20 protein-coding genes are annotated in these 17,734 nt (G+C 55.2%); 13 read left to right on the forward strand and 7 right to left on the reverse strand.

Going from position 1 to position 17,734, the window contains the following annotated elements:
* From guaA to ABNS66_RS13950, 3 genes are all read left to right on the forward strand, one after another.
* A partial coding sequence (guaA, locus tag ABNS66_RS13940) for a glutamine-hydrolyzing GMP synthase (RefSeq protein ID WP_348655357.1) occupies nucleotides 1-1,342 on the forward strand: 1,342 nt, incomplete at its 5' end.
* A gap of 121 nt (nucleotides 1,343-1,463) precedes the next feature.
* Entirely contained in the window at nucleotides 1,464-1,709 is a 246-nt protein-coding gene (locus tag ABNS66_RS13945) for a TIGR03643 family protein (RefSeq protein WP_286837641.1), read from the forward strand.
* 119 nt (nucleotides 1,710-1,828) lie between these two features.
* Nucleotides 1,829-2,254, forward strand: coding sequence for a DUF3465 domain-containing protein (locus tag ABNS66_RS13950; protein WP_286837640.1), 426 nt, complete (start codon nucleotides 1,829-1,831; stop codon nucleotides 2,252-2,254).
* A 3-nt stretch (nucleotides 2,255-2,257) separates the two neighbouring features.
* Here ABNS66_RS13950 and ABNS66_RS13955 read toward each other — a convergent pair whose 3' ends face one another.
* Nucleotides 2,258-3,097, reverse strand: a complete 840-nt coding sequence (locus ABNS66_RS13955) for a type 1 glutamine amidotransferase domain-containing protein (RefSeq protein ID WP_286837638.1) — start codon at nucleotides 3,095-3,097, stop codon at nucleotides 2,258-2,260.
* 187 nt (nucleotides 3,098-3,284) lie between these two features.
* Between ABNS66_RS13955 and ABNS66_RS13960 the strand changes: the two genes are divergently transcribed.
* The 6 genes from ABNS66_RS13960 (at nucleotide 3,285) to tadA (ending at nucleotide 7,913) form a co-directional block, all read left to right on the forward strand.
* Nucleotides 3,285-4,181 (forward strand): prenyltransferase, encoded by an 897-nt coding sequence (locus tag ABNS66_RS13960; RefSeq protein WP_286837637.1) that lies wholly within the window; start codon nucleotides 3,285-3,287, stop codon nucleotides 4,179-4,181.
* A 23-nt stretch (nucleotides 4,182-4,204) separates the two neighbouring features.
* Nucleotides 4,205-4,987, forward strand: a complete 783-nt coding sequence (locus tag ABNS66_RS13965) for a DUF6544 family protein (protein WP_286837635.1) — start codon at nucleotides 4,205-4,207, stop codon at nucleotides 4,985-4,987.
* 120 nt (nucleotides 4,988-5,107) lie between these two features.
* Nucleotides 5,108-6,367, forward strand: coding sequence for a hypothetical protein (locus ABNS66_RS13970; RefSeq protein WP_286694938.1), 1,260 nt, complete (start codon nucleotides 5,108-5,110; stop codon nucleotides 6,365-6,367).
* Nucleotides 6,368-6,476: 109 nt separating this feature from the next.
* Nucleotides 6,477-6,875, forward strand: a complete 399-nt coding sequence (locus ABNS66_RS13975; RefSeq protein WP_286694939.1) for a GFA family protein — start codon at nucleotides 6,477-6,479, stop codon at nucleotides 6,873-6,875.
* A 40-nt stretch (nucleotides 6,876-6,915) separates the two neighbouring features.
* Complete coding sequence (locus tag ABNS66_RS13980; protein ID WP_286837634.1) at nucleotides 6,916-7,377, forward strand: isoprenylcysteine carboxylmethyltransferase family protein; 462 nt, start codon at nucleotides 6,916-6,918, stop codon at nucleotides 7,375-7,377.
* A 38-nt stretch (nucleotides 7,378-7,415) separates the two neighbouring features.
* On the forward strand, nucleotides 7,416-7,913 hold the full coding sequence (gene tadA, locus ABNS66_RS13985) for a tRNA adenosine(34) deaminase TadA (RefSeq protein ID WP_286837633.1): 498 nt from the start codon (nucleotides 7,416-7,418) through the stop codon (nucleotides 7,911-7,913).
* Between the two features lie 33 nt (nucleotides 7,914-7,946).
* Here tadA and ABNS66_RS13990 read toward each other — a convergent pair whose 3' ends face one another.
* The 5 genes from ABNS66_RS13990 to ABNS66_RS14010 form a co-directional block, all read right to left on the reverse strand.
* Nucleotides 7,947-8,618 (reverse strand): adenosylcobinamide amidohydrolase, encoded by a 672-nt coding sequence (locus tag ABNS66_RS13990; RefSeq protein WP_286837632.1) that lies wholly within the window; start codon nucleotides 8,616-8,618, stop codon nucleotides 7,947-7,949.
* Nucleotides 8,619-8,689: 71 nt separating this feature from the next.
* Complete coding sequence (gene egtD, locus ABNS66_RS13995) at nucleotides 8,690-9,664, reverse strand: L-histidine N(alpha)-methyltransferase (protein WP_286837631.1); 975 nt, start codon at nucleotides 9,662-9,664, stop codon at nucleotides 8,690-8,692.
* 24 nt (nucleotides 9,665-9,688) lie between these two features.
* Nucleotides 9,689-10,963 carry an ergothioneine biosynthesis protein EgtB gene (gene egtB, locus ABNS66_RS14000; RefSeq protein WP_286837628.1) on the reverse strand — a complete coding sequence of 425 codons (1,275 nt, stop codon included), beginning with the start codon at nucleotides 10,961-10,963 and terminating at the stop codon, nucleotides 9,689-9,691.
* A 144-nt stretch (nucleotides 10,964-11,107) separates the two neighbouring features.
* Nucleotides 11,108-11,911, reverse strand: a complete 804-nt coding sequence (locus ABNS66_RS14005; protein WP_286837663.1) for a PhzF family phenazine biosynthesis protein — start codon at nucleotides 11,909-11,911, stop codon at nucleotides 11,108-11,110.
* A gap of 77 nt (nucleotides 11,912-11,988) precedes the next feature.
* Nucleotides 11,989-13,137 carry an acyl-CoA dehydrogenase family protein gene (locus tag ABNS66_RS14010; protein ID WP_027872743.1) on the reverse strand — a complete coding sequence of 383 codons (1,149 nt, stop codon included), beginning with the start codon at nucleotides 13,135-13,137 and terminating at the stop codon, nucleotides 11,989-11,991.
* A gap of 126 nt (nucleotides 13,138-13,263) precedes the next feature.
* Here ABNS66_RS14010 and ABNS66_RS14015 point away from each other — a divergent pair, with 126 nt between their 5' ends.
* The 4 genes from ABNS66_RS14015 (at nucleotide 13,264) to ABNS66_RS14030 (ending at nucleotide 16,813) form a co-directional block, all read left to right on the forward strand.
* Nucleotides 13,264-13,689 carry a hotdog fold thioesterase gene (locus ABNS66_RS14015; protein WP_348655358.1) on the forward strand — a complete coding sequence of 142 codons (426 nt, stop codon included), beginning with the start codon at nucleotides 13,264-13,266 and terminating at the stop codon, nucleotides 13,687-13,689.
* Between the two features lie 25 nt (nucleotides 13,690-13,714).
* Nucleotides 13,715-14,398 (forward strand): tRNA (guanosine(18)-2'-O)-methyltransferase TrmH, encoded by a 684-nt coding sequence (gene trmH, locus ABNS66_RS14020; RefSeq protein ID WP_286694946.1) that lies wholly within the window; start codon nucleotides 13,715-13,717, stop codon nucleotides 14,396-14,398.
* A 74-nt stretch (nucleotides 14,399-14,472) separates the two neighbouring features.
* Entirely contained in the window at nucleotides 14,473-15,609 is a 1,137-nt protein-coding gene (locus ABNS66_RS14025; RefSeq protein WP_286837624.1) for a DUF1214 domain-containing protein, read from the forward strand.
* Between the two features lie 28 nt (nucleotides 15,610-15,637).
* On the forward strand, nucleotides 15,638-16,813 hold the full coding sequence (locus tag ABNS66_RS14030) for a sulfotransferase (protein WP_286837623.1): 1,176 nt from the start codon (nucleotides 15,638-15,640) through the stop codon (nucleotides 16,811-16,813).
* A gap of 8 nt (nucleotides 16,814-16,821) precedes the next feature.
* Here ABNS66_RS14030 and ABNS66_RS14035 read toward each other — a convergent pair whose 3' ends face one another.
* On the reverse strand, nucleotides 16,822-17,703 hold the full coding sequence (locus ABNS66_RS14035; RefSeq protein ID WP_286837622.1) for a LysR family transcriptional regulator: 882 nt from the start codon (nucleotides 17,701-17,703) through the stop codon (nucleotides 16,822-16,824).
* Nucleotides 17,704-17,734 lie beyond the last annotated feature (31 nt).

A 17,734-nucleotide genomic window follows, 5' to 3' on the forward strand; every position in this document is an offset into this window, starting at 1 on the left:
ACCAGTACTGGGGATCTGCTACGGCATGCAAACCATGGCCGAGCAGTTGGGTGGCAAGGTAGAAGCATCGCCGGTTCATGAATTTGGCTACGCACAAATTCGAGTGGAAACGCGCGGCCAGTTAACGGCTGATATTGCCGACCATATGGACAGCGAGTCGGGTAAGGCGCTGTTGGATGTATGGATGAGCCACGGTGACAAAGTGGTGGCGCTTCCCGACGGGTTTGAAGTGTTGGCGTCGACACCATCGTGCCCCATTGCCGCCATGCAGTGCGAAGAGAAGCGGTTTTACGGTGTGCAATTCCACCCGGAAGTAACGCATACCCTGCAGGGCCAGCGTATTTTTGAGCACTTTGTACTCCAGCTTTGTGGATGCGAGGCCTTGTGGACGCCGGCAAATATTATTCAGGACGGCATTGAGCGCGTACGTGAGCAAGTGGGCGACCAAAAGGTCCTGCTTGGCCTCTCTGGCGGTGTCGACAGCTCGGTGGTCGCGGCGCTGCTTCACAAAGCGATCGGTGAACAGCTGACCTGTGTCTTTGTCGACAACGGCCTGCTGCGCAAGAACGAAGGCGACCAGGTCATGGAAATGTTCGCCAACAATATGGGTGTTAAGGTCATCCGTGTTGACGCCGAAGAAACCTTTTTAAGCAAATTGCAGGGCGAGGCCGACCCCGAGAAAAAACGTAAAATTATCGGTAATACCTTCATCGAAATTTTTGACGAAGAAGCGGCCAAGCTTAAAGACGTACCGTTTTTAGCTCAGGGAACCATCTATCCCGACGTTATTGAGTCGGCGGCATCAAAAACCGGTAAAGCCCACGTCATTAAATCTCATCACAATGTCGGGGGCCTGCCCGATGATATGGCAATGGAGTTAGTCGAGCCGCTGCGTGAGCTGTTTAAAGATGAGGTGCGACGCATAGGTTTGGAGCTGGGCCTGCCCTATGACATGGTTTATCGCCATCCATTTCCCGGCCCTGGCCTCGGCGTACGTATTCTCGGCGAAGTTAAAAAAGACTATGCCGATGTTCTGCGCGAAGCTGATGCCATCTTCTTGGAAGAGCTTCACAAAGCCGACTGGTACCACAAAACCAGCCAAGCCTTCGCGGTATTTATCCCTCAAAAATCGGTGGGTGTCGTCGGTGACGCGCGTCGTTACGAATGGGTGATTGCATTGCGAGCGGTGGAAACCATCGACTTTATGACTGCCCGCTGGGCGCACCTGCCTTACGAGCTACTGGAGACGGTTTCCAATCGCATCATTAACGAAATCGCCCATGTCTCTCGCGTGGCCTACGATGTGTCGAGCAAGCCTCCTGCAACCATTGAGTGGGAGTAAGTTCGTTTTGTGATGGCGGCGCGGGCGGGCTGTTCCGCTAGTGCCGCGGTTTCGTTAGCTCGGAAATCCATTTGTTGCTAATCCACTTATAAGCAAAACCTGTCTGTTGGTCTTTGCTACTATGAGCCCTCAAGATTTATCGCGTATTATCGAGATGGCCTGGGAGGATCGTACTCCCTTCGAGGCGATAGAAAACGACTACGGTTTATCAGAGGCGGCGGTAATACAGCTGATGCGGCGCTCCTTGAAGCGGTCTTCTTTTCGTCTCTGGCGCAAGCGTGTCTCCGGTCGTAAAACCAAGCATACTAGTTTGCGATCACCGTCGGTGACTCGTGCATACTGCCCAAGTCAATATCGGCATCGCTAAGTGAGTAAGGTGGTAATTGTGGCGTTTGCGATGTCGAGCCAGGCTGTGTACACCGTGTTTTGACAGACTTCTAGCCACCAGGGCTAGCCCGAGAGGATGGATTCGTAGGGGGAGAGCACATGCGTTTGATATGGGTGCTGGTGTTCGCGACGGTTGCACTGGCCTTTGGCTTTTCTAACAACACCAATGACGTTGCACAGGGCGCACAGGGTAGCGACGAGCGATTTCTTCACGCCTATGAGAATCGCCAGTCGAATTTGCAACTGTCTGGGCAGGGCGTGGTAGAAAAGTTATTAAGCGATGATCTCGACGGCAGTCGCCATCAACGGTTCATTTTACGTCTAGCTTCCGGGCAGACTCTGCTCGTCGCACACAATATTGATCTTGCACCGCGCATAAACGACCTTAAGGTCGGTGATATGGTCGCTTTTTATGGCGAGTATGAATGGAATCAGCGTGGCGGGGTCATCCACTGGACGCATCACGACCCGAGAGGCAAGCACCCCCACGGCTGGTTGAAACACCGCGGGGTAACCTATCAATAAAAGCTATTTCGAGTCCATTTGGCGCTGTTTGTGGAGCAATTCCATTAAGGTAAATGCGACCTCTGAACCGGCGTTTTGGTTCTGCCCGGTAACCACAATACCGTCGACGACAACGTGATTGGCCAGCAGGTCGTAGAATCTTGTGCTGGATTCAAAGGCTGCACCAGCAGCTCGCAATGCAGACTCTGGATGTTGTGGCGTTTCGGTGATACCGAGCTCTTCGATTTGTTTGTCGGTAACGGCGGTGAGCGACAAGCCTTCTACCAGCAGCTTGCCATCAGGGCGCCGTGCCTTTAGCAGGCCAAGCGGACCGTGGCACACGGCGCCAATGGGCGTTGCCGCGGCGTAAGCTTGTGTGATTTTTTCACCGAGTACCTCCGAGTAACCCAGGTCATATGCAGCGCCCCAGCCCCCAGCTAAAAAGACAATGTCGTAGTCACTAATATTGACGTCGGCGATCGCGATGGAGTGCTTAGCTTTTTGTTGGAACTCGGCATCGTGAAGATAGCGTTGGTCATCTTCAGAGATGATGTACCACTTAAAGGAAATCGGGTCGATGGGAACCTCGCCACCGTCAATACTCGCGATATCCACAGAGAGGCCATGCTCAGTGAAGCGGTAGTAAGGCGCGGTCATTTCTGAGCCAAATACGCCGGTGGCTTTGCCACCCTCGCCAAGGGTTGCTTGGCTAGTGGTAATAATTAGCGCCTTAGCTTGCGGCAGGGGTGCCACATTCGCTTCGTAGTGTGGGTGGTAACCCATTAGGTTGAGAGGGGTGTGCGTAGCACAACCACTGAGTAGCAAAACAAAGACAGCAGCGAATAATCGCAGGGTGAGTGTCATGTTGTCTCCTGTGGAGCGTGTAACGGTAGTCGTAGTGGCGAGCGCGAGGAGGCTAACGTGTATGGTTTGCTGCTTCAAACCCCTAATACAAGTTATGCTAAAGGCTGTGCAGCAGCGCACATTGCTGAGGTAATGTGACGACCACTCGTTGCGCAGCTTTTGGAATTAGCGAGGTTAGGGAGTGACGATGCATCAACGATTTCAGGCGGTAGGGCAATCAATGCGCTTGCCATTTCTGGTGCTCACGCCGGTGTGCCTACTGCTGGGCTACGCGAGCGCGAGCCTCCGGTTGGCGCGCGTCGACTACTTCGATTTTAGCCTGGTAATAATCGCGGGACTGGCCGCACATATCAGCGTAAATCTCTTCAACGAGTTTTTTGATTTCAAAAGTGGTTTGGATGCAAAAACTCAGCGAACGCCCTTCAGTGGCGGCAGTGGTTCGCTAGTCGTCCAGCCCGAATCGGCAGCAGCCGTGTTGTATGCCGCGTGTTTCTGCCTGGTACTGACAGTAGTGATCGGTGGTTATTTTGTTGCGGTAACTGGCTTGGCGCTGCTGCCACTTGGCCTTGTGGGAGTTGCCACAATTATCAGCTATACCCAGTGGATTAATCGCCACCCTTGGTTATGTTTGCTTGCGCCTGGCTTGGCGTTTGGCCCACTTATGGTGATGGGAACGGACTATGTTTTAACGGGGCAATATTCCTACACGGCTTTTTACCTTTCGTTGTTGCCGTTTTTTCTGAGCAACAATCTACTTTTACTAAATCAGCTGCCGGATATCAGCGCCGATGAGTCTGTGGGCCGCAGGCAATTTCCGTCGGTCTATGGTGTGAAGGCAAGTATTGGCGCGTACGGGGCATTCATTGCGGCTAGCCTGATAACGGTTCTGGCCGGCGTCACTCACCTCGGCCTGCCGTTTGCGTCGCTGCTTAGCGTGATTCCTCTACTGCTTGCGCTGCCGGTACTGCACGGGCTTCGGCATGGTTTGCCAACGCCAGCCAGTTTAACGCGAATACTGGCAATGAATGTGGCGTTGAGTCTGCTGACGCCGCTGGTATTTGCCGTTTCGATTATTGTGGGCTAGAGGCTACCGGGAGGCTTGAGAGTATGTTTGTTTTTACAGCGAATGCCCGCCGTCGGCAGCTGTTAAATGCCGCTGCGTCTTATAAAAAAGTGCCGCACTCGCGACCAGTAAACACGGCCTTGCCTGCGGTCGTCGAGCGCTACTTTGACCGCTGTTTTGGGGCTGTATTCCGCGACTACGCCGCAGTGCGATTACAACAGCGTGGGCGGTTGCGCAGTGATGTGAATCGTCAACGTTGGTGGGTATTCTCTGCACAGCAGCACTCCACATTGGTGTTTCCGGGCTTTGACTGGCAGGCAACATTGCAATTGGCCTTCGGGTTGACACTAAAAATTCGCGATAGCTACTACGACGGCGCGGCCTATTCCAAGCTGAATTTTATAGGGCTGCCTTTGGCCCACGCCGGCGGTAGCAATGAGCACGCCGAAGCAGCGCTTCAACGGTATTTGGCTGAAGCGGTTTGGTACCCACAGGCGCTTTTACCAAGCGATTGTCTGGTGTGGCAGCAGGGGGAAAAGGGCTCGGCTGTCGCAGTACTCAGTGATGGCAGCCACACTGTGAGCATGCGCTTTCACTTTAATTCTGAAGGGGAGGTCACGCTGGTGTCCACCCCCGAACGGTTTTGCTGGGTTAACGATGGCTATGAGAAACGCCCCTGGGAGGGACGCTTTTGCCATTACCAACGCCGGTCAGGTATGTGGGTGCCGACGTCTGCCAGTGCCGCTTGGCACGTCCCTCAAGGGGTGGAAGAGGTTTGGCAAGGTGAGTTGACGGATGTGCAGTATATTTTACAGGCTGACTTATAATATACGAGTGTATATACAAATGTATTGACACTTGTCGGTCAAGGCGTATAGTCGCAGTGGTCAATTATTGAGCAAAGTGGTGTAGCAAACCATGCAAGTGACCACTGAAGAGAGCAGGCAATGAAAACAGGAAAAGTCCTCCACGGCGCGGCGCGGCTCGCTTTTGATAGCGTAGACGGTGTGAATACCATCGTAGAGCAGATGTACCGTAATATCAGCGCGACACCGCTGCCATTTGGTCGCGCGCCAGAGGGGCCTGCTCCCGGTATTGCGGGCTTGGTGCATCGAGTGATTCGCGGCGTTAACGGCGGGGTTCGCAGCACCACTGATGTGGCGCTGTCACCACTGACAAATTATTTAGATGGACACTTTCCCCCCGGGCCGCATCGAGCGGCAGTGATTGCGGCGCTTAACGGCGTATGCGGTGACCACTTGCATCGCAGTGGCAACCCCTTAGCGACCCCAATGACGCTGAGAGTGATGCTGGGCCCGGACGCACCGCCAAGTGATGTCCCTGGCGCGGCATTATTTGAAACCTGCCGCAGATCCGTTGAGATATACCCCAGTGCCGCGGCCCTGAGCGACAGCGAGTTTACCGCGGGTGGCCATATTTTATTGCTGGCCCATGGCCTGTGCATGAATGAATTGGAGTGGACAGCGAAGCAGCACAACCACGGACATATGCTGGCTAAGGAGTATGGCTACAGTCCGGTGTTTGTGCGTTACAACAGCGGTAAACATATTTCACAAAATGGGCGTGAGCTTGCCCAACACCTTGAGGGGCTTGTCGAGCGCTGGCCTGTTCCGGTTCAGTCGATAACCGCCTTGGGCTTCAGCATGGGCGGGCTAGTACTGCGCAGCGCAATGCACAGCGCTCTTGAACACGCGCAGCGGTGGCCACAGCTTTTGGATAAGGTGGTGTACATAGGTACACCTCACCACGGCTCTGCGTTGGAGCGGGGCGGCTATTGGCTGCAGAGAGCAATGGCATTCAGTCCCTATACTGCGCCGCTTGCTGCGCTGGGCCGCATTCGCAGCGACGGTATTACAGACTTGCGCCATGGAAATATTGTCGACGCCGATTGGCAGTTGTATGACGAACATCAGGACAATGCCGATCATCGGGTGCCGCTCATGCTTCCACCAGGCATTGACCATTACGCGATTGCCGGGACACTGTCTCGGTCGTCGGCGGGCTACCTGCAGCGCAGTGATGGTTTGGTGCACCCCGATAGCGCTTTGGGGAGACACCCGCTGGGGGCAAAAACGCTAGGCTTTGCCGCAGACCGGCAGCGGGTGTTTTGTCAGCTGGATCATTTGAGTATGCTCAGTGACGCTCGCGTTGCCGACCAATTGAAAGAGTGGCTGCGCTTAAGTTGAACTGGGTGGCCTTGAACTAATTGGCCTTGAAATGAACGGTCTTGCGCCGAGTATTGGAGCCGGCGGTATTTATGTGCCCCCGCCCCGCCATAACAAAGGGAGTGTTGTGATGATAAGTGGGTCGTGCCTGTGTGGCGAAGTGCAGTACACAGTCGAGGGAAAATTCGACCATTTTTTCCTGTGCCATTGTCGCCATTGCCAAAAGGATACCGGGTCAGCCCACGCGGCAAATCTGTTTTCCCATGGCGGGCAGCTAACGTGGCGTCAGGGAGAGGCATTGGTAACGAGCTTCACCTTAGCGGGGAGTCGTCATTGTAAAAGTTTTTGCAGTCGTTGTGGCTCGGCGCTGCCATCGCTGCAGCTTGAGGGGGAGCTGTTGGTGGTACCAGCGGGAAGCGTAGATGAGCCGCTACAACAGCGCCCCAATGCCCATTTGTTTACGCGTAGCCGCGCGTCCTGGGATGCCGATTTAGAACAGTTGCAGGCGTTCGAGACGCTGCCGGGGTAGAATACGTCGCCATAATCTCTATCACGAAGTATGATATTGAGTGAAAGGCTTAGAGAATAAGATACCGCCGCCAGCAGTGGCCCTATTGGTGGCCACTGCTATGTGGGGGCTCGCTGAGGCGACGCCGAATATGCCCGTTGATAACACGACGAGGCTTGCTCTGGTGGCTCTGTGTTATTTGCTGGGCGCTGGATTCTCTCTCGGTGGGGTGATGTCATTCCGGCGCGCAAAAACGACGGTGAACCCCTTGAAGCCTGAATCGGCCTCGGCACTGGTCGACACAGGCATTTACCGCTACACCCGCAATCCAATGTATGTTGGCTTTGCGTTATTTTTGTTGGCGTGGGCAGTGTTTTTGTCGTCGCTGTGGGCCCTGTTGGGACTGCCGCTGTTTATTGCCTATATTCAGCATTTCCAAATTCGCCCGGAAGAGCGCGCTTTAGAAGGGATTTTTGGCAGTGAATTCTTAGACTACAAACGCCGGGTTCGCCGCTGGTTGTAGCGGTGTTGTCGCGATAAATATAAAGGGTGTTAGAAGCTTTGCACGACGACGAATACTGGATGCGACAAGCCCTGTTATTGGCAGAGCGTGCGGAAAAACTCAATGAGGTGCCGGTTGGTGCGTTGGTGGTGCGCGACGGCGTTGTCTTGGGTGAGGGCTATAACAGCCCGATTTCCGGGCATGATCCCTGCGCCCATGCGGAGATTATTGCCCTGCGCCAGGCCGCCGCTAACGTTGAAAATTACCGCCTGCCGGGCGCGACCCTATACGTCACCATTGAGCCCTGCGCTATGTGCGCGGGCGCGATCATTCACAGCCGGGTGGCGCGACTGGTGTTTGGCGCCAGTGAGCCTAAGGCAGGGGCGGTGAGTAGCCATTTGCAGTTATTTGATCAGGCGCAAATGAATCACCGGGTTCAGTGGCAGGGCGGCGTGCTGGCTGAGCAGGCGAGCGCGCAGGTGCAGGCTTTTTTCGCGCGCCGCCGCGAAGAGAAAAAAATAGCAAAGCGCGCGGCGAAGGCAAGTAGCGGCGAGTAATCGGGCAGTTCCGTGTGCGAACAATTACGATTGCTAGCAATAGAAGGCGTCGATACTGCTGCGCAGTGCATCCATATACTGGCGGGCAATGTGCTCGCCAATGTCAGTGTGTTTTCCCAGCCAACGCACGGGGGCGCCGCAACCACTAATTATTGCGCAGGCGTCGGTGCCGGTTCCTGTCGCAATTTGCCCTGATACCGGGCTGCGAATATTCATGTCTTGCAGCACCGCAGCCTTGGCTTCGCTGATCAAGCTGTGGAGCTCCACCATGCCCGCCGTTGAAAAACTCAGGTCGGCGATAACAACGCTGTTGATAGTGCCGACCGGCATGGCTTGGGTGGGCTTCCAGTCGCAGGGGTCGCCGGCGCGGCGTGCGTTGCTCAGTCCGCAGCTAACATAAACAGCAAGCGCTTCCCCGTAGATGTGGCTGTGTGAATGGCGCAGTGACGCCATTGAGGCTGCGGTCATCATACCGACACAGGTGTCGGGAAGTTGAAGGCGCTGCTGAGCTTGCTGGAGACTTTGTTCCGGGGTGTGCAAAGGGGCATTGGCGTCGCGCTCGACGCGCAAGTTGATAAGTGACCGCGCGCTGACCAGTCCACCATTCAATACTGCTGAGCTTAAACACGGTCGTGGCTCGGGCCACTGAAGTGTAAAGTGAGCCGAGCTAGTGTGAGACTGCCAATTGTCGCTGGGTGTTTCCAAGATTAACCTGCCGAATATTTTGAGGCAGGTATTGTCAGTGAAGGCGCACAGCGTCTCAAGGATTTGTGCGCTTATTTCTGGCCGAGTAAGAATACGCCAAAGTCACCTTGAGGGTCTTTCCAGGCCCGGTGAATTTCCATATCTGCCGCTGATGCCAACTCGGCAATACTTTGTTCGCTGTACTTATGCGAATTTTCCGTATGGATGACCTCGCCGCGGTGGAAGTCCATCTTTTCACCTGCCACGTTAACGGTTTGCTCTCGGCAGGCAACCAGCTGCATTTCGATACGGCTGAGTCCTTCGTTGAAGATGGCCCGGTGTTTAAAGCCATCGTCAACATCGAAGTTGGCGTTCAAATCGTGATTAATGCGCCGCAGAATATTCTTGTTGAACTCTGCCGTGACACCGCGCTTGTCGTCATAGGCGGCCAGCAGCCGCTGTCGATCTTTTATCAGGTCGGCGCCTAACAGCAATGCACCTGTTGGGCCGGCCAGGGCTTTTAGTGAGCGAAGTACGCCCAGTGCTTCAGTGCGGTTAAAGTTGCCAATGGTCGATCCGGGAAAGAACACTAGGCGGCGGCCAGACTGGCAAAGCGTGCTGACTTCATCGAGGCAGGCCTGGGCGGTGAAGTCGCCGGCAACTGGTTGAACCCGCAATGTCGGGAAGCGCTCTTTCAAGGTTGTGATCGCGTGCTCCAAGGCGTCGACGGATATCTCCAGCGGAATGTAGCGAGGTAAAGTCGGTAACTGTTTGAGTAGCAGCTGTACTTTTTGGCAACTGCCGGCGCCAGGCTCGATGATTTCGGTGTAGGTGCTTAGCGCCTCGGCGATACTCTTACCGCTACTGCGCAGGATGCTGTATTCGGTGCGGGTTAGGTAATATTCGTCAAGCAGGCAAATTTCTTCGAATAGGCGCGAGCCGCGAGCGTCGTAAAAATACTTGCAGGGCAGCGTCTTTTGAGCTTGTCGCAGGCCGTGAATAACGTCGTGTAAAAAGGTGTGGTATTGGTCGTCCAGCGTGCGTTCTTTGGCGAGTGTAGAAGGCATAGCAGTTCCTGTTGTCATTATGGTTTATGTCAGGTCGCGAGCGAGTCGTAGGCCCGCGCATTGCCAATATTGGTGTGGGTAGAAAAAATTGCGGTAGCTGTGGCGAAGATGGTTGTCGGGGGTGAGGCAGGAGCCCCCGCGTAATACGAATTGGCCAGACATGAATTTGCCGTTGTATTCCCCCGCGTCGCCAGCAAAGGGCGTGAACCCCGGGTAGGGTAGGTAACTGCTGTTTGTCCATTCCCAGACATCGCCAAACATTTGCGCCAATGGGGTGTGCTGAGCTGCCTCTGGGTGATAGCGGGCGCGGTTTGCAAAGTGTCCTGCTACTGGAAGGGCGCGACTAGCATGTTCCCATTCCTGCTCGGTAGGCAGGCGGGCGCCCGCCCAGTGAGCGTAGGCGGTGGCTTCATAAAAATTCAGGTGGCAGGCCGAAGAGGCGGCTTGCAGAGGGTGTAGGCCTGCCAGGCTGAACTCCCACCACTGGCCATCACGCAGATGCCAGTAGTGCGGTGCTCCTCGCCCGGTGTCTTGCAGTTGCGCCCAACCATCGGATAACCAGTGCTCTGGTCGTTGGTAGCCCCCATCGGCAATAAACTCGGCGAATTCACCGTTGCTTACCGGCCGGTTGGCAAGCTCGAAGGGGTTAAGCCAAACTCTGTGCTGGGGGCGCTCGTTGTCGAAGCTGAATTCGCTGCCGGTGTCGCCGATACAGACCAGCCCGCCGTCAAAACATGACCAACTGAGCGCTGTGTGTTGCGACGCCCCAGTGTTGGTTGGGATTGGCTGATAGGCCGGGTACAGCGGGTTTTGATGAAAGGCATGTTTGATGTCCATAAGCAGCAATTCCTGGTGCTGCTTTTCGTGCTGGATGCCCAAGATCAGCAAGGGGCCGGGGTCGTGCTGAGGACGGCGTATAAGGGCACGGATATGCCGATCGACGTGGGCGCGATAACGCGTAATGTCAGCGAGTGAAGGCCGCGACAGCAGGCCGCGATGGGGGCGACTAAACTGTTTGCCAATCGCGTTGTAGTAGCTATTAAACAGTTCGGCGTAACTGGGATGGAAAGACTGATAATCCGGTAATTGGGCTTGCAGGATAAAGGTTTCAAAGAACCAACTGCTGTGTGCCAGATGCCATTTGGCCGGGCTGGCATCGGGCATGGATTGCAACTGGCAGTCTTCATCACTCAAGCTCGCAACGAGCGCAAGGGTTTCGTCGCGGCATTGCTGGTACCGGTGCTCAAGCGATGTAGGTTCTGCAAGGTCGCCGTGATCCGACCTAGGGTGATCGAGCATTCGTTGCTCCCGCGGGGTCGCTCTTCTGTTATAGGGGTAACTTAGTTACTCACCAAATAGCCACTGGTCACTTGCAACACTTACAACTAGCCACTTGCTAAATAACCACTTTCTAAATAGTCACCTGCCAAGGCTACACATTGGTTACAGTGTAGAGCACTTTCCCCATATGCGTGTTGAACTACCCATATGTTGGGCTTGCAGCCAGCCGCCCTGTGGCGATGCCTGCCAGCAGCGTAGTGGGTGTGAGCCCAATCGTCCGCGCCACCAATTGGCAATTAAACAGTGAGCTGAACCTGTGGCAGGGTCCTCAAGGGCGCCGTATGCGGGTGTGAAGTAGCGGCTGACAACATCAATGCCCGGTCGATGACTTCTGGCCGTTATCAGTACGCAGTCTGTTGTCAGCTGCATAAGTGCCGCGGCATTGAGCTGCACGTCTTGCACGGCTGATTCACTGTGCAACTCGACGATAAGGCTGCCGGGCAGAGAAGTGCTTCGTGCGCACCGCAATATCCGTTGCCCGATCAGCGCTGCCAGTCCCTCAGGTGGGTTGCAAAGCCGGTAATTATTACTGGGCAGCGCCAGGCACGTTTCATCGCGTAATCGCGTGGCGCGAATGTGTTGCTGACAGGCGGGGAGATCGAAATGCAATGGCTCTTGCTTACCGAGTGACCACAGCCAGTGGGCAGCACAGAGCAGGGCGTGCCCACAGAGCTGAATTTCCCCAGAAGGGCCGAAGCTGCGAAGCGTGATAGAGCTGTTGCGATGGGTAGCGGGCAGCAAAAGCGCACACGCCGTCGCGCCGGGCCGAGCAAGATATTGCGCTGCCGTTGCGTGAATGTCTGCCGTTGGCTGAACGGGTACGACCCAGGCTGGATTTCCGGCACAGTTGGGGCCGGTAAATGCGTGAATCAGTTGGGGAGGGAGTGATGTGATTGACGAGCGCATCGTCAAAGTGTGGGTTATCTTATCGCGAAGGGCAAATACCGCTCGGGGCCACTGGTGCAGCCCCGAGCGGTAGGCTGTTATTTAACGAGCTCGCGACCGATGATGAGCTTCATAATCTCATTGGTGCCCGCATAGATGCGCTGCACGCGCGAGTCGGCAAATGCACGCGCCACTGGATACTCCCACATGAAGCCGTAACCGCCGTGCAATTGCAGGCACTCATCAATGACCTTGCATTGCAGGTCAGTGGCCATCAGCTTGCATTTTGCGGCAGCGACGGAGTCGAACTGCTTGTTGATATGAAGCTCCAGGCAGCGATCCATATAGGCTTCGGCCACCGTAATGTCGGTATCCATTTCCGCCAGCTTGAACTGGGTATTCTGGAAGGTGGCGATACTCTTGCCGAAAGCTTTGCGCTCTTTTACGTACTCGACAGTTTGTTCCAACACTGACTTAGCATTGGCAACGGCGTTAATGGCAACGCTCAAGCGTTCCTGAGGCAGGTCCTGCATGAGGTACACAAAGCCCATGCCTTCTTCGCCAAGCAGCTGGTCTTTGGAGACGCGCACATCCTGGAAGAACAGCTCGGAGGTGTCCTGAGCCTTCATGCCCACCTTCTCTAGGTTTGCACCTTTGCTAAATCCGGGTGTTCCCGACTCCACCAAAAACAAGCTAACGCCCTTGGCGCCAGCGCTGGGGTCGGTTTTGGCAACCACAATCACTAGGTCAGAGAGCTGCCCGTTAGTGATGAAGGTTTTGGAGCCGTTGATAATGTAGTCGTCACCATCTTTTACGGCAGTGGTTTTAATGCCCTGCAGGTCGGAGCCGGCACCGGGCTCTGTCATGGCGATGGCGGTAATGATTTCGCCGCTCACGCACTTGGGCAAATACTTCTCTTTCTGTGCCTCGTTGCCGTAGCTGATGATGTAGGGAACGGCGATATCAGAGTGCAAGCCCCAACCAATACCGGTCAGGCCACTGCGGCCCACTTCTTCGTCGACGATGGCGTTGTAGCGGAAATCTGCGCCGACGCCGCCGTATTCCTCTGCCACGGTGGGGCTAAGGAAGCCTTGCTCGCCGGCTTTAATCCACAACTGACGGTCGACATGGCCATCTTTTTCCCACTGGGCGTGGTAGGGCGCTGCCTCAGTTTCCAAAAATTTACGCACCGAGTTGCGGAACATTTCATGTTCTTCTTCGTAAATATATCGTGGCATGCCGCTCATGGCTGACCTCCTTTGTGATAGATTTTGACCTTATTTTCCTACATGTTAACAGGGAAAACTTTAAAAGCCACTAGCTCCGCATACGCGCAGGAAAAGGGCTTGGATGTAGTACAAAAGGAGAAAAACGTGACCTTGTGGAAGCAAAATAGTGATGTTGAAAAAGCCAATGAGATGATGAAAAACACCATTGCCGAGGTGTTGGATATTCGCATTGAGGCGATTGCAGATGACTCGTTGACAGCCAGCATGCCGGTGGACCACAGAACCCACCAGCCAATGGGTATTCTTCACGGCGGGGCGTCCGTGGTTCTGGCCGAAACGGTGGGGAGTATGGCCGCAATGATGGCTGCAGAACCCGGTAAGGCCTGTGTCGGTTTGGATATCAATGCCAACCATCTGCGCAAGGTGGTAAGCGGCCGCGTAACGGCGGTTGCCAGGCCCATTCATATTGGCCGCACCACCCACGTTTGGGATATTCGCATCCGCGACGAGCAACAGCGTGATATCTGTATCTCACGGTTGACCATGGCCGTGATTGATATGCAGGTATAATGGCGGTTTTTGACGTGTATCTACCATGACCCCGGAACGCTACCAACGGCTCAGAGCCGTGCTGGATCGTCGCCAGCCTGATTTGACGGTCATCACCGACAATGTCCACAAAGGGCGTAATTTATCGGCGATAGTACGCACCGCCGATGCGGCGGGCATCGCGGAAATGCACGCAGTAATCGACGATAAGGACTACAAGGCTTTCCGCGGCACGGCGATGGGCAGCCACAGCTGGGTAGCGGTGCGCCGCCACCGCGATATTGCGGCGTTGATTACAGGGCTTCAGGGCGATGGTTATCAGGTTCTTGCCGCCCATCTTGACGCAGACTCGGTGGATTACCGCCAACCCGACTACACCCGGCCCACGGCGATATTACTGGGGGCGGAAAAGCGGGGCGTAAGCGCTGAAGCGTGCGCCCTGGCTGATGCGCACATCACGATTCCGATGATGGGCATGGTGCAGTCGTATAATGTGTCAGTGGCGGCTGGCATTATCCTTTCGGAGGCGCAGTATCAGCGCGACCAGCAGGGTTTGTACGATCGACCCCGACTGGATGAACAGACCTACCGGCAAACCCTGTTTGAATGGGCTCATCCGCAAGTTCGCGACTTTTGTCGTGAGAATGGCTTGGAGTACCCAGCGTTGCGCGAGGAAGATGGTGAAATCGCCGAGCCTGCGCAGTGGTATAAGCGCATTCGTGAAGGCTGATTTTCATCCCTCTGGGTGATGCCTACCGTTGCCATTTAACGCCATAGTGCCTGCCATAATAATGGGAGAGCACGATGACTGATAATGCTAAGGCGAATAGTAGCCCGGTAAACGCTGAGATGGATGCGGTAATGAGCGGAGAGCTTTGGGCGGAGTTCTGCGATCAACTCAAAGACGCTGGCCAGCAGATTTTGCGCCCTGAAGCCCCGCAAGATGCCCTGCACCGTGCCGAAGGATGGCGCTATCTCACGCGCTTAACGCGCATTGCACTGGATATGTTTGTCGAGTGCAGTGATCCGGACTTCCCCGACTTTTATCGCCCCTCGCACGAAACCGCCAAAATTGGTGCGGACAATCCAGATAACTACTATCAACGTGCCGAGATCAATGGCGCTCACGACTATCGAATTCGCGGAAGCCGCGGCAGTGTCGCGTATCTGGGCTTCATCGCGATTGCTGGCGGCTATGAGGAAGAAGACGGCAATATGCGCTCGGTCGCGGCGCTGGATACCCATGGCGGTTTGGAAGTGAATGACGATGGCAGCATCGACATTATTTTGTCCCGTAAACCTCACCCCGGGAATTGGTTGGCGATCACCGAGGACACCGTGGCGGTGCTGGTGCGCCAGACGTTTCTTGACCGGAAAACCGAAGTCGCGGCAGATCTGATTATTGAGCGCCTCAATCGCGACGGCGCTAAGCCAGCGCCCCTGAACGCTGCAGAGTTCGCTCAAAAACTGCGCAGCACGGCGGCCTTTGTCAAGGGCACCGCTACCTTGTTCGCCGACTGGGCCGAGGGCTTTAAAGCGCAGCCCAATAGCCTTCCTGCCGCCGACCAAGCCTACTGCCAAAAACTGGGTGGCGACCCCAATATCTATTACTACCACGGCTATTTTTGTCTGGCAGACGATGAAGCGCTCGTGATCGAAGTCGACGATATTCCCGATTGCGACAACTGGAATTTCCAGCTCAACAATTACTGGATGGAGTCGCTGGAATACCGCTACGTCGATATCCATGTGAATAAACATACCGCGCAGTATCGCGACGATGGCAGCGTGCGCATAGTCGTCGCGGCTCGCGATCCGGGCTGCGCGAATTGGTTAGATACCACGGGGCACCGTGAGGGCACCATGGCCTTTCGCTGGATTGGCGCAGCACACATCACCGACCCGCGCTGCAGCGTGGTAAAAATCGACACACTACAATAACAATCGCGAAACGAGTAAGGAAAGCACCATGACAGAGCAGGCAATTCCGCAGGTGGATCTCAGTGTTGATTCGCTTTTACAAGCAGCCACCGAGGCAACGGGCGGTTTACGCGATTTTGGCGACGAGTCATTTCGCGAGCCAATGGCGGTGTTGGTAAAGGCGTTAAACGAAGAAGCCAAGCTCAATGCTGCCGGCCGCTTCGGGCAGTATCAACGCATTCTGAATATTTTGATTAACCGTCTGAGAATGGAAGCCTGGATTAGTAAGCACCCGGAAATCCTCGACGAGAAAGTGCTGTCACCGGTGGTGATTATCGGTTTGCAGCGCACGGGATCGACATACACCCATCGCATTTTGGCCAGTGACCAGCGCTTCTATGCGCCACTTTGGTATGAAGTTCGTAACCCCGCGCCAGCGCTGGATTGGGATTTTAGCGGCAAGGACCCAAGGATTACTTCGGCAGAGCAGGAGATTGCAGCGATGCTGGAGGCTAACCCAGAGATCGCGGCCATTCACCCCATGGATCCGGTGGGTGCCGATGAGGATATTTTGCTGCTGGAGCACAGCTTTTACAGCACGATCCCCGACGCGTTTTGCAATGTTCCCAGTTACGGGGAGTGGAACGACAGCCACGACAACACCCCAGCCTATGAGTATTTGAAGCGCATGCTGCAGTTTTTGCAGTGGCAGAAAAAACGCAACGGCCAACAGGCTGAACGCTGGTTGCTGAAAACACCCCACCACTTGCATCATATCGCCGTCTTGTTGAAGGTTTTTCCCGACGCCAAAATCGTGCAGACCCACCGCGACCCGCTGCAAACCATTCCGTCGGCAGCCAGTATGAACTACAACCTGTGGATTATGGGTAGCGACGATGTGGACCCAACGGTGGTAGGCGAACAATGGGCAAAAAAATACGCCCGGGGTACGCTGCACACCATGGCAACACGGGAGCAATATCCCGACGCTTTTCTTGACGTGTGGTACAAAGACACGATTAGCGACCCGCTGAAGAGCATGGAGTCGGTGTATCGATTTATTGGAATGGCATTCACCGATGAGGCACGCGACGCCATGGAGCGTTACCGTGAGGACAATAAACGCGACGCACGTCCTGCCCATGAGTACACGCTAGCGCAATTCGGTTTTACCGAGTCGCAGTTGAAAGAGATGTTTGCCGACTACCGCGCCAAATACCTTTAACGCGGCGACTAGCGTTGGCGGCGGCAGAGTTCTATCCAGTAGTTCACTGCCGCTTTGTCGTGCCGCTTTTTTGGCAGGGCGAAGTAAAAGCGGCGGCGCATATCCCGACGCGCCAATTTAAGTGGCACCAGGGTGCCGTTGCGAAAGTCATTTTGCAGTACCACCTGTGATAGGCAGCCAATACCCAGGCCCGACTCCACGGCGCTTTTTATCGCCTCGTTGTGGCGAAATTCCCGATAAATATTGATTTCCGGCAGCAGCCCCGCCAGTGCTCTGTCGAAGGTGTGTCGCGCGCCTGAATCCGGTTCGCGCAAAATCCACCGAGCACTTTTTATGTCTTTGTTACTAAGGCTTTGCTGCTTGGCAAGGGGATGCGAGGCGCTGCAGAAAACGATTAGCTCATCCTCCATCCACGGGATCAACTCCAGCTCTCTGTGCTGAACCTCCCGTTCGATCATGCCAACGTCGACCTCGTAATTGAGAACCTTCTGAACGATCTCGGGGGTATTGGCGGTATCGAGTTCAACATCCGCATCGGGGTAGTGGCTCAGGTAGTCGGCGAGATAGCGCACCACCAGATGGTTGCCAATGGTAAAGCTGGCGCCGACCTTCAAGTGCCCGAACTCGCCGTGGCGTTGCAGCAGTTGCTCAAACTGCTGTGCGTGCGCGTACAGTGTTTCCGCCTCTTTGCGCAGGCTGTGGCCGACCGGGTTTAACGACAGTTTGTTGCCCTGGCGCTCAAACAGCGACACGCCGTAGTTTCGCTCCAAGGCTTGCAGCGCTGCGCTGGCCGCAGATTGAGACAGGCTAAGCTCAGCCGCGGCCTTGGATACGTTTTCATGGCGGGCGACGGCGAGGAAGATACTGAGTTGGCGCAGACTGTAGTTCATAGGCTAAGCGTAGCGTGTTCGCGCTATTCCC

Source organism: uncultured Spongiibacter sp., from assembly GCF_964011655.1.
Classification (GTDB): Bacteria; Pseudomonadota; Gammaproteobacteria; order Pseudomonadales; family Spongiibacteraceae; genus Spongiibacter; species Spongiibacter marinus.

Excerpts from the sequence above, each read along its gene's own strand:
- ABNS66_RS13960 (WP_286837637.1), top strand. The coding sequence starts at position 3,285 with ATGCATCAACGATTTCAGGCGGTAGGGCAATCAATGCGCTTGCCATTT.
- ABNS66_RS14035 (WP_286837622.1), bottom strand. The coding sequence starts at position 17,703 with ATGAACTACAGTCTGCGCCAACTCAGTATCTTCCTCGCCGTCGCCCGC.
- egtB (WP_286837628.1), bottom strand. The coding sequence starts at position 10,963 with ATGCTCGATCACCCTAGGTCGGATCACGGCGACCTTGCAGAACCTACA.
- ABNS66_RS13950 (WP_286837640.1), top strand. The coding sequence starts at position 1,829 with ATGCGTTTGATATGGGTGCTGGTGTTCGCGACGGTTGCACTGGCCTTT.
- egtD (WP_286837631.1), bottom strand. The coding sequence starts at position 9,664 with ATGCCTTCTACACTCGCCAAAGAACGCACGCTGGACGACCAATACCAC.
- ABNS66_RS13970 (WP_286694938.1), top strand. The coding sequence starts at position 5,108 with ATGAAAACAGGAAAAGTCCTCCACGGCGCGGCGCGGCTCGCTTTTGAT.
- ABNS66_RS14030 (WP_286837623.1), top strand. The coding sequence starts at position 15,638 with ATGACAGAGCAGGCAATTCCGCAGGTGGATCTCAGTGTTGATTCGCTT.
- ABNS66_RS13965 (WP_286837635.1), top strand. The coding sequence starts at position 4,205 with ATGTTTGTTTTTACAGCGAATGCCCGCCGTCGGCAGCTGTTAAATGCC.
- ABNS66_RS14005 (WP_286837663.1), bottom strand. The coding sequence starts at position 11,911 with ATGCGCTCGTCAATCACATCACTCCCTCCCCAACTGATTCACGCATTT.
- ABNS66_RS13975 (WP_286694939.1), top strand. The coding sequence starts at position 6,477 with ATGATAAGTGGGTCGTGCCTGTGTGGCGAAGTGCAGTACACAGTCGAG.
- ABNS66_RS13955 (WP_286837638.1), bottom strand. The coding sequence starts at position 3,097 with ATGACACTCACCCTGCGATTATTCGCTGCTGTCTTTGTTTTGCTACTC.
- ABNS66_RS14025 (WP_286837624.1), top strand. The coding sequence starts at position 14,473 with ATGACTGATAATGCTAAGGCGAATAGTAGCCCGGTAAACGCTGAGATG.
- ABNS66_RS13945 (WP_286837641.1), top strand. The coding sequence starts at position 1,464 with ATGAGCCCTCAAGATTTATCGCGTATTATCGAGATGGCCTGGGAGGAT.
- trmH (WP_286694946.1), top strand. The coding sequence starts at position 13,715 with ATGACCCCGGAACGCTACCAACGGCTCAGAGCCGTGCTGGATCGTCGC.
- ABNS66_RS14010 (WP_027872743.1), bottom strand. The coding sequence starts at position 13,137 with ATGAGCGGCATGCCACGATATATTTACGAAGAAGAACATGAAATGTTC.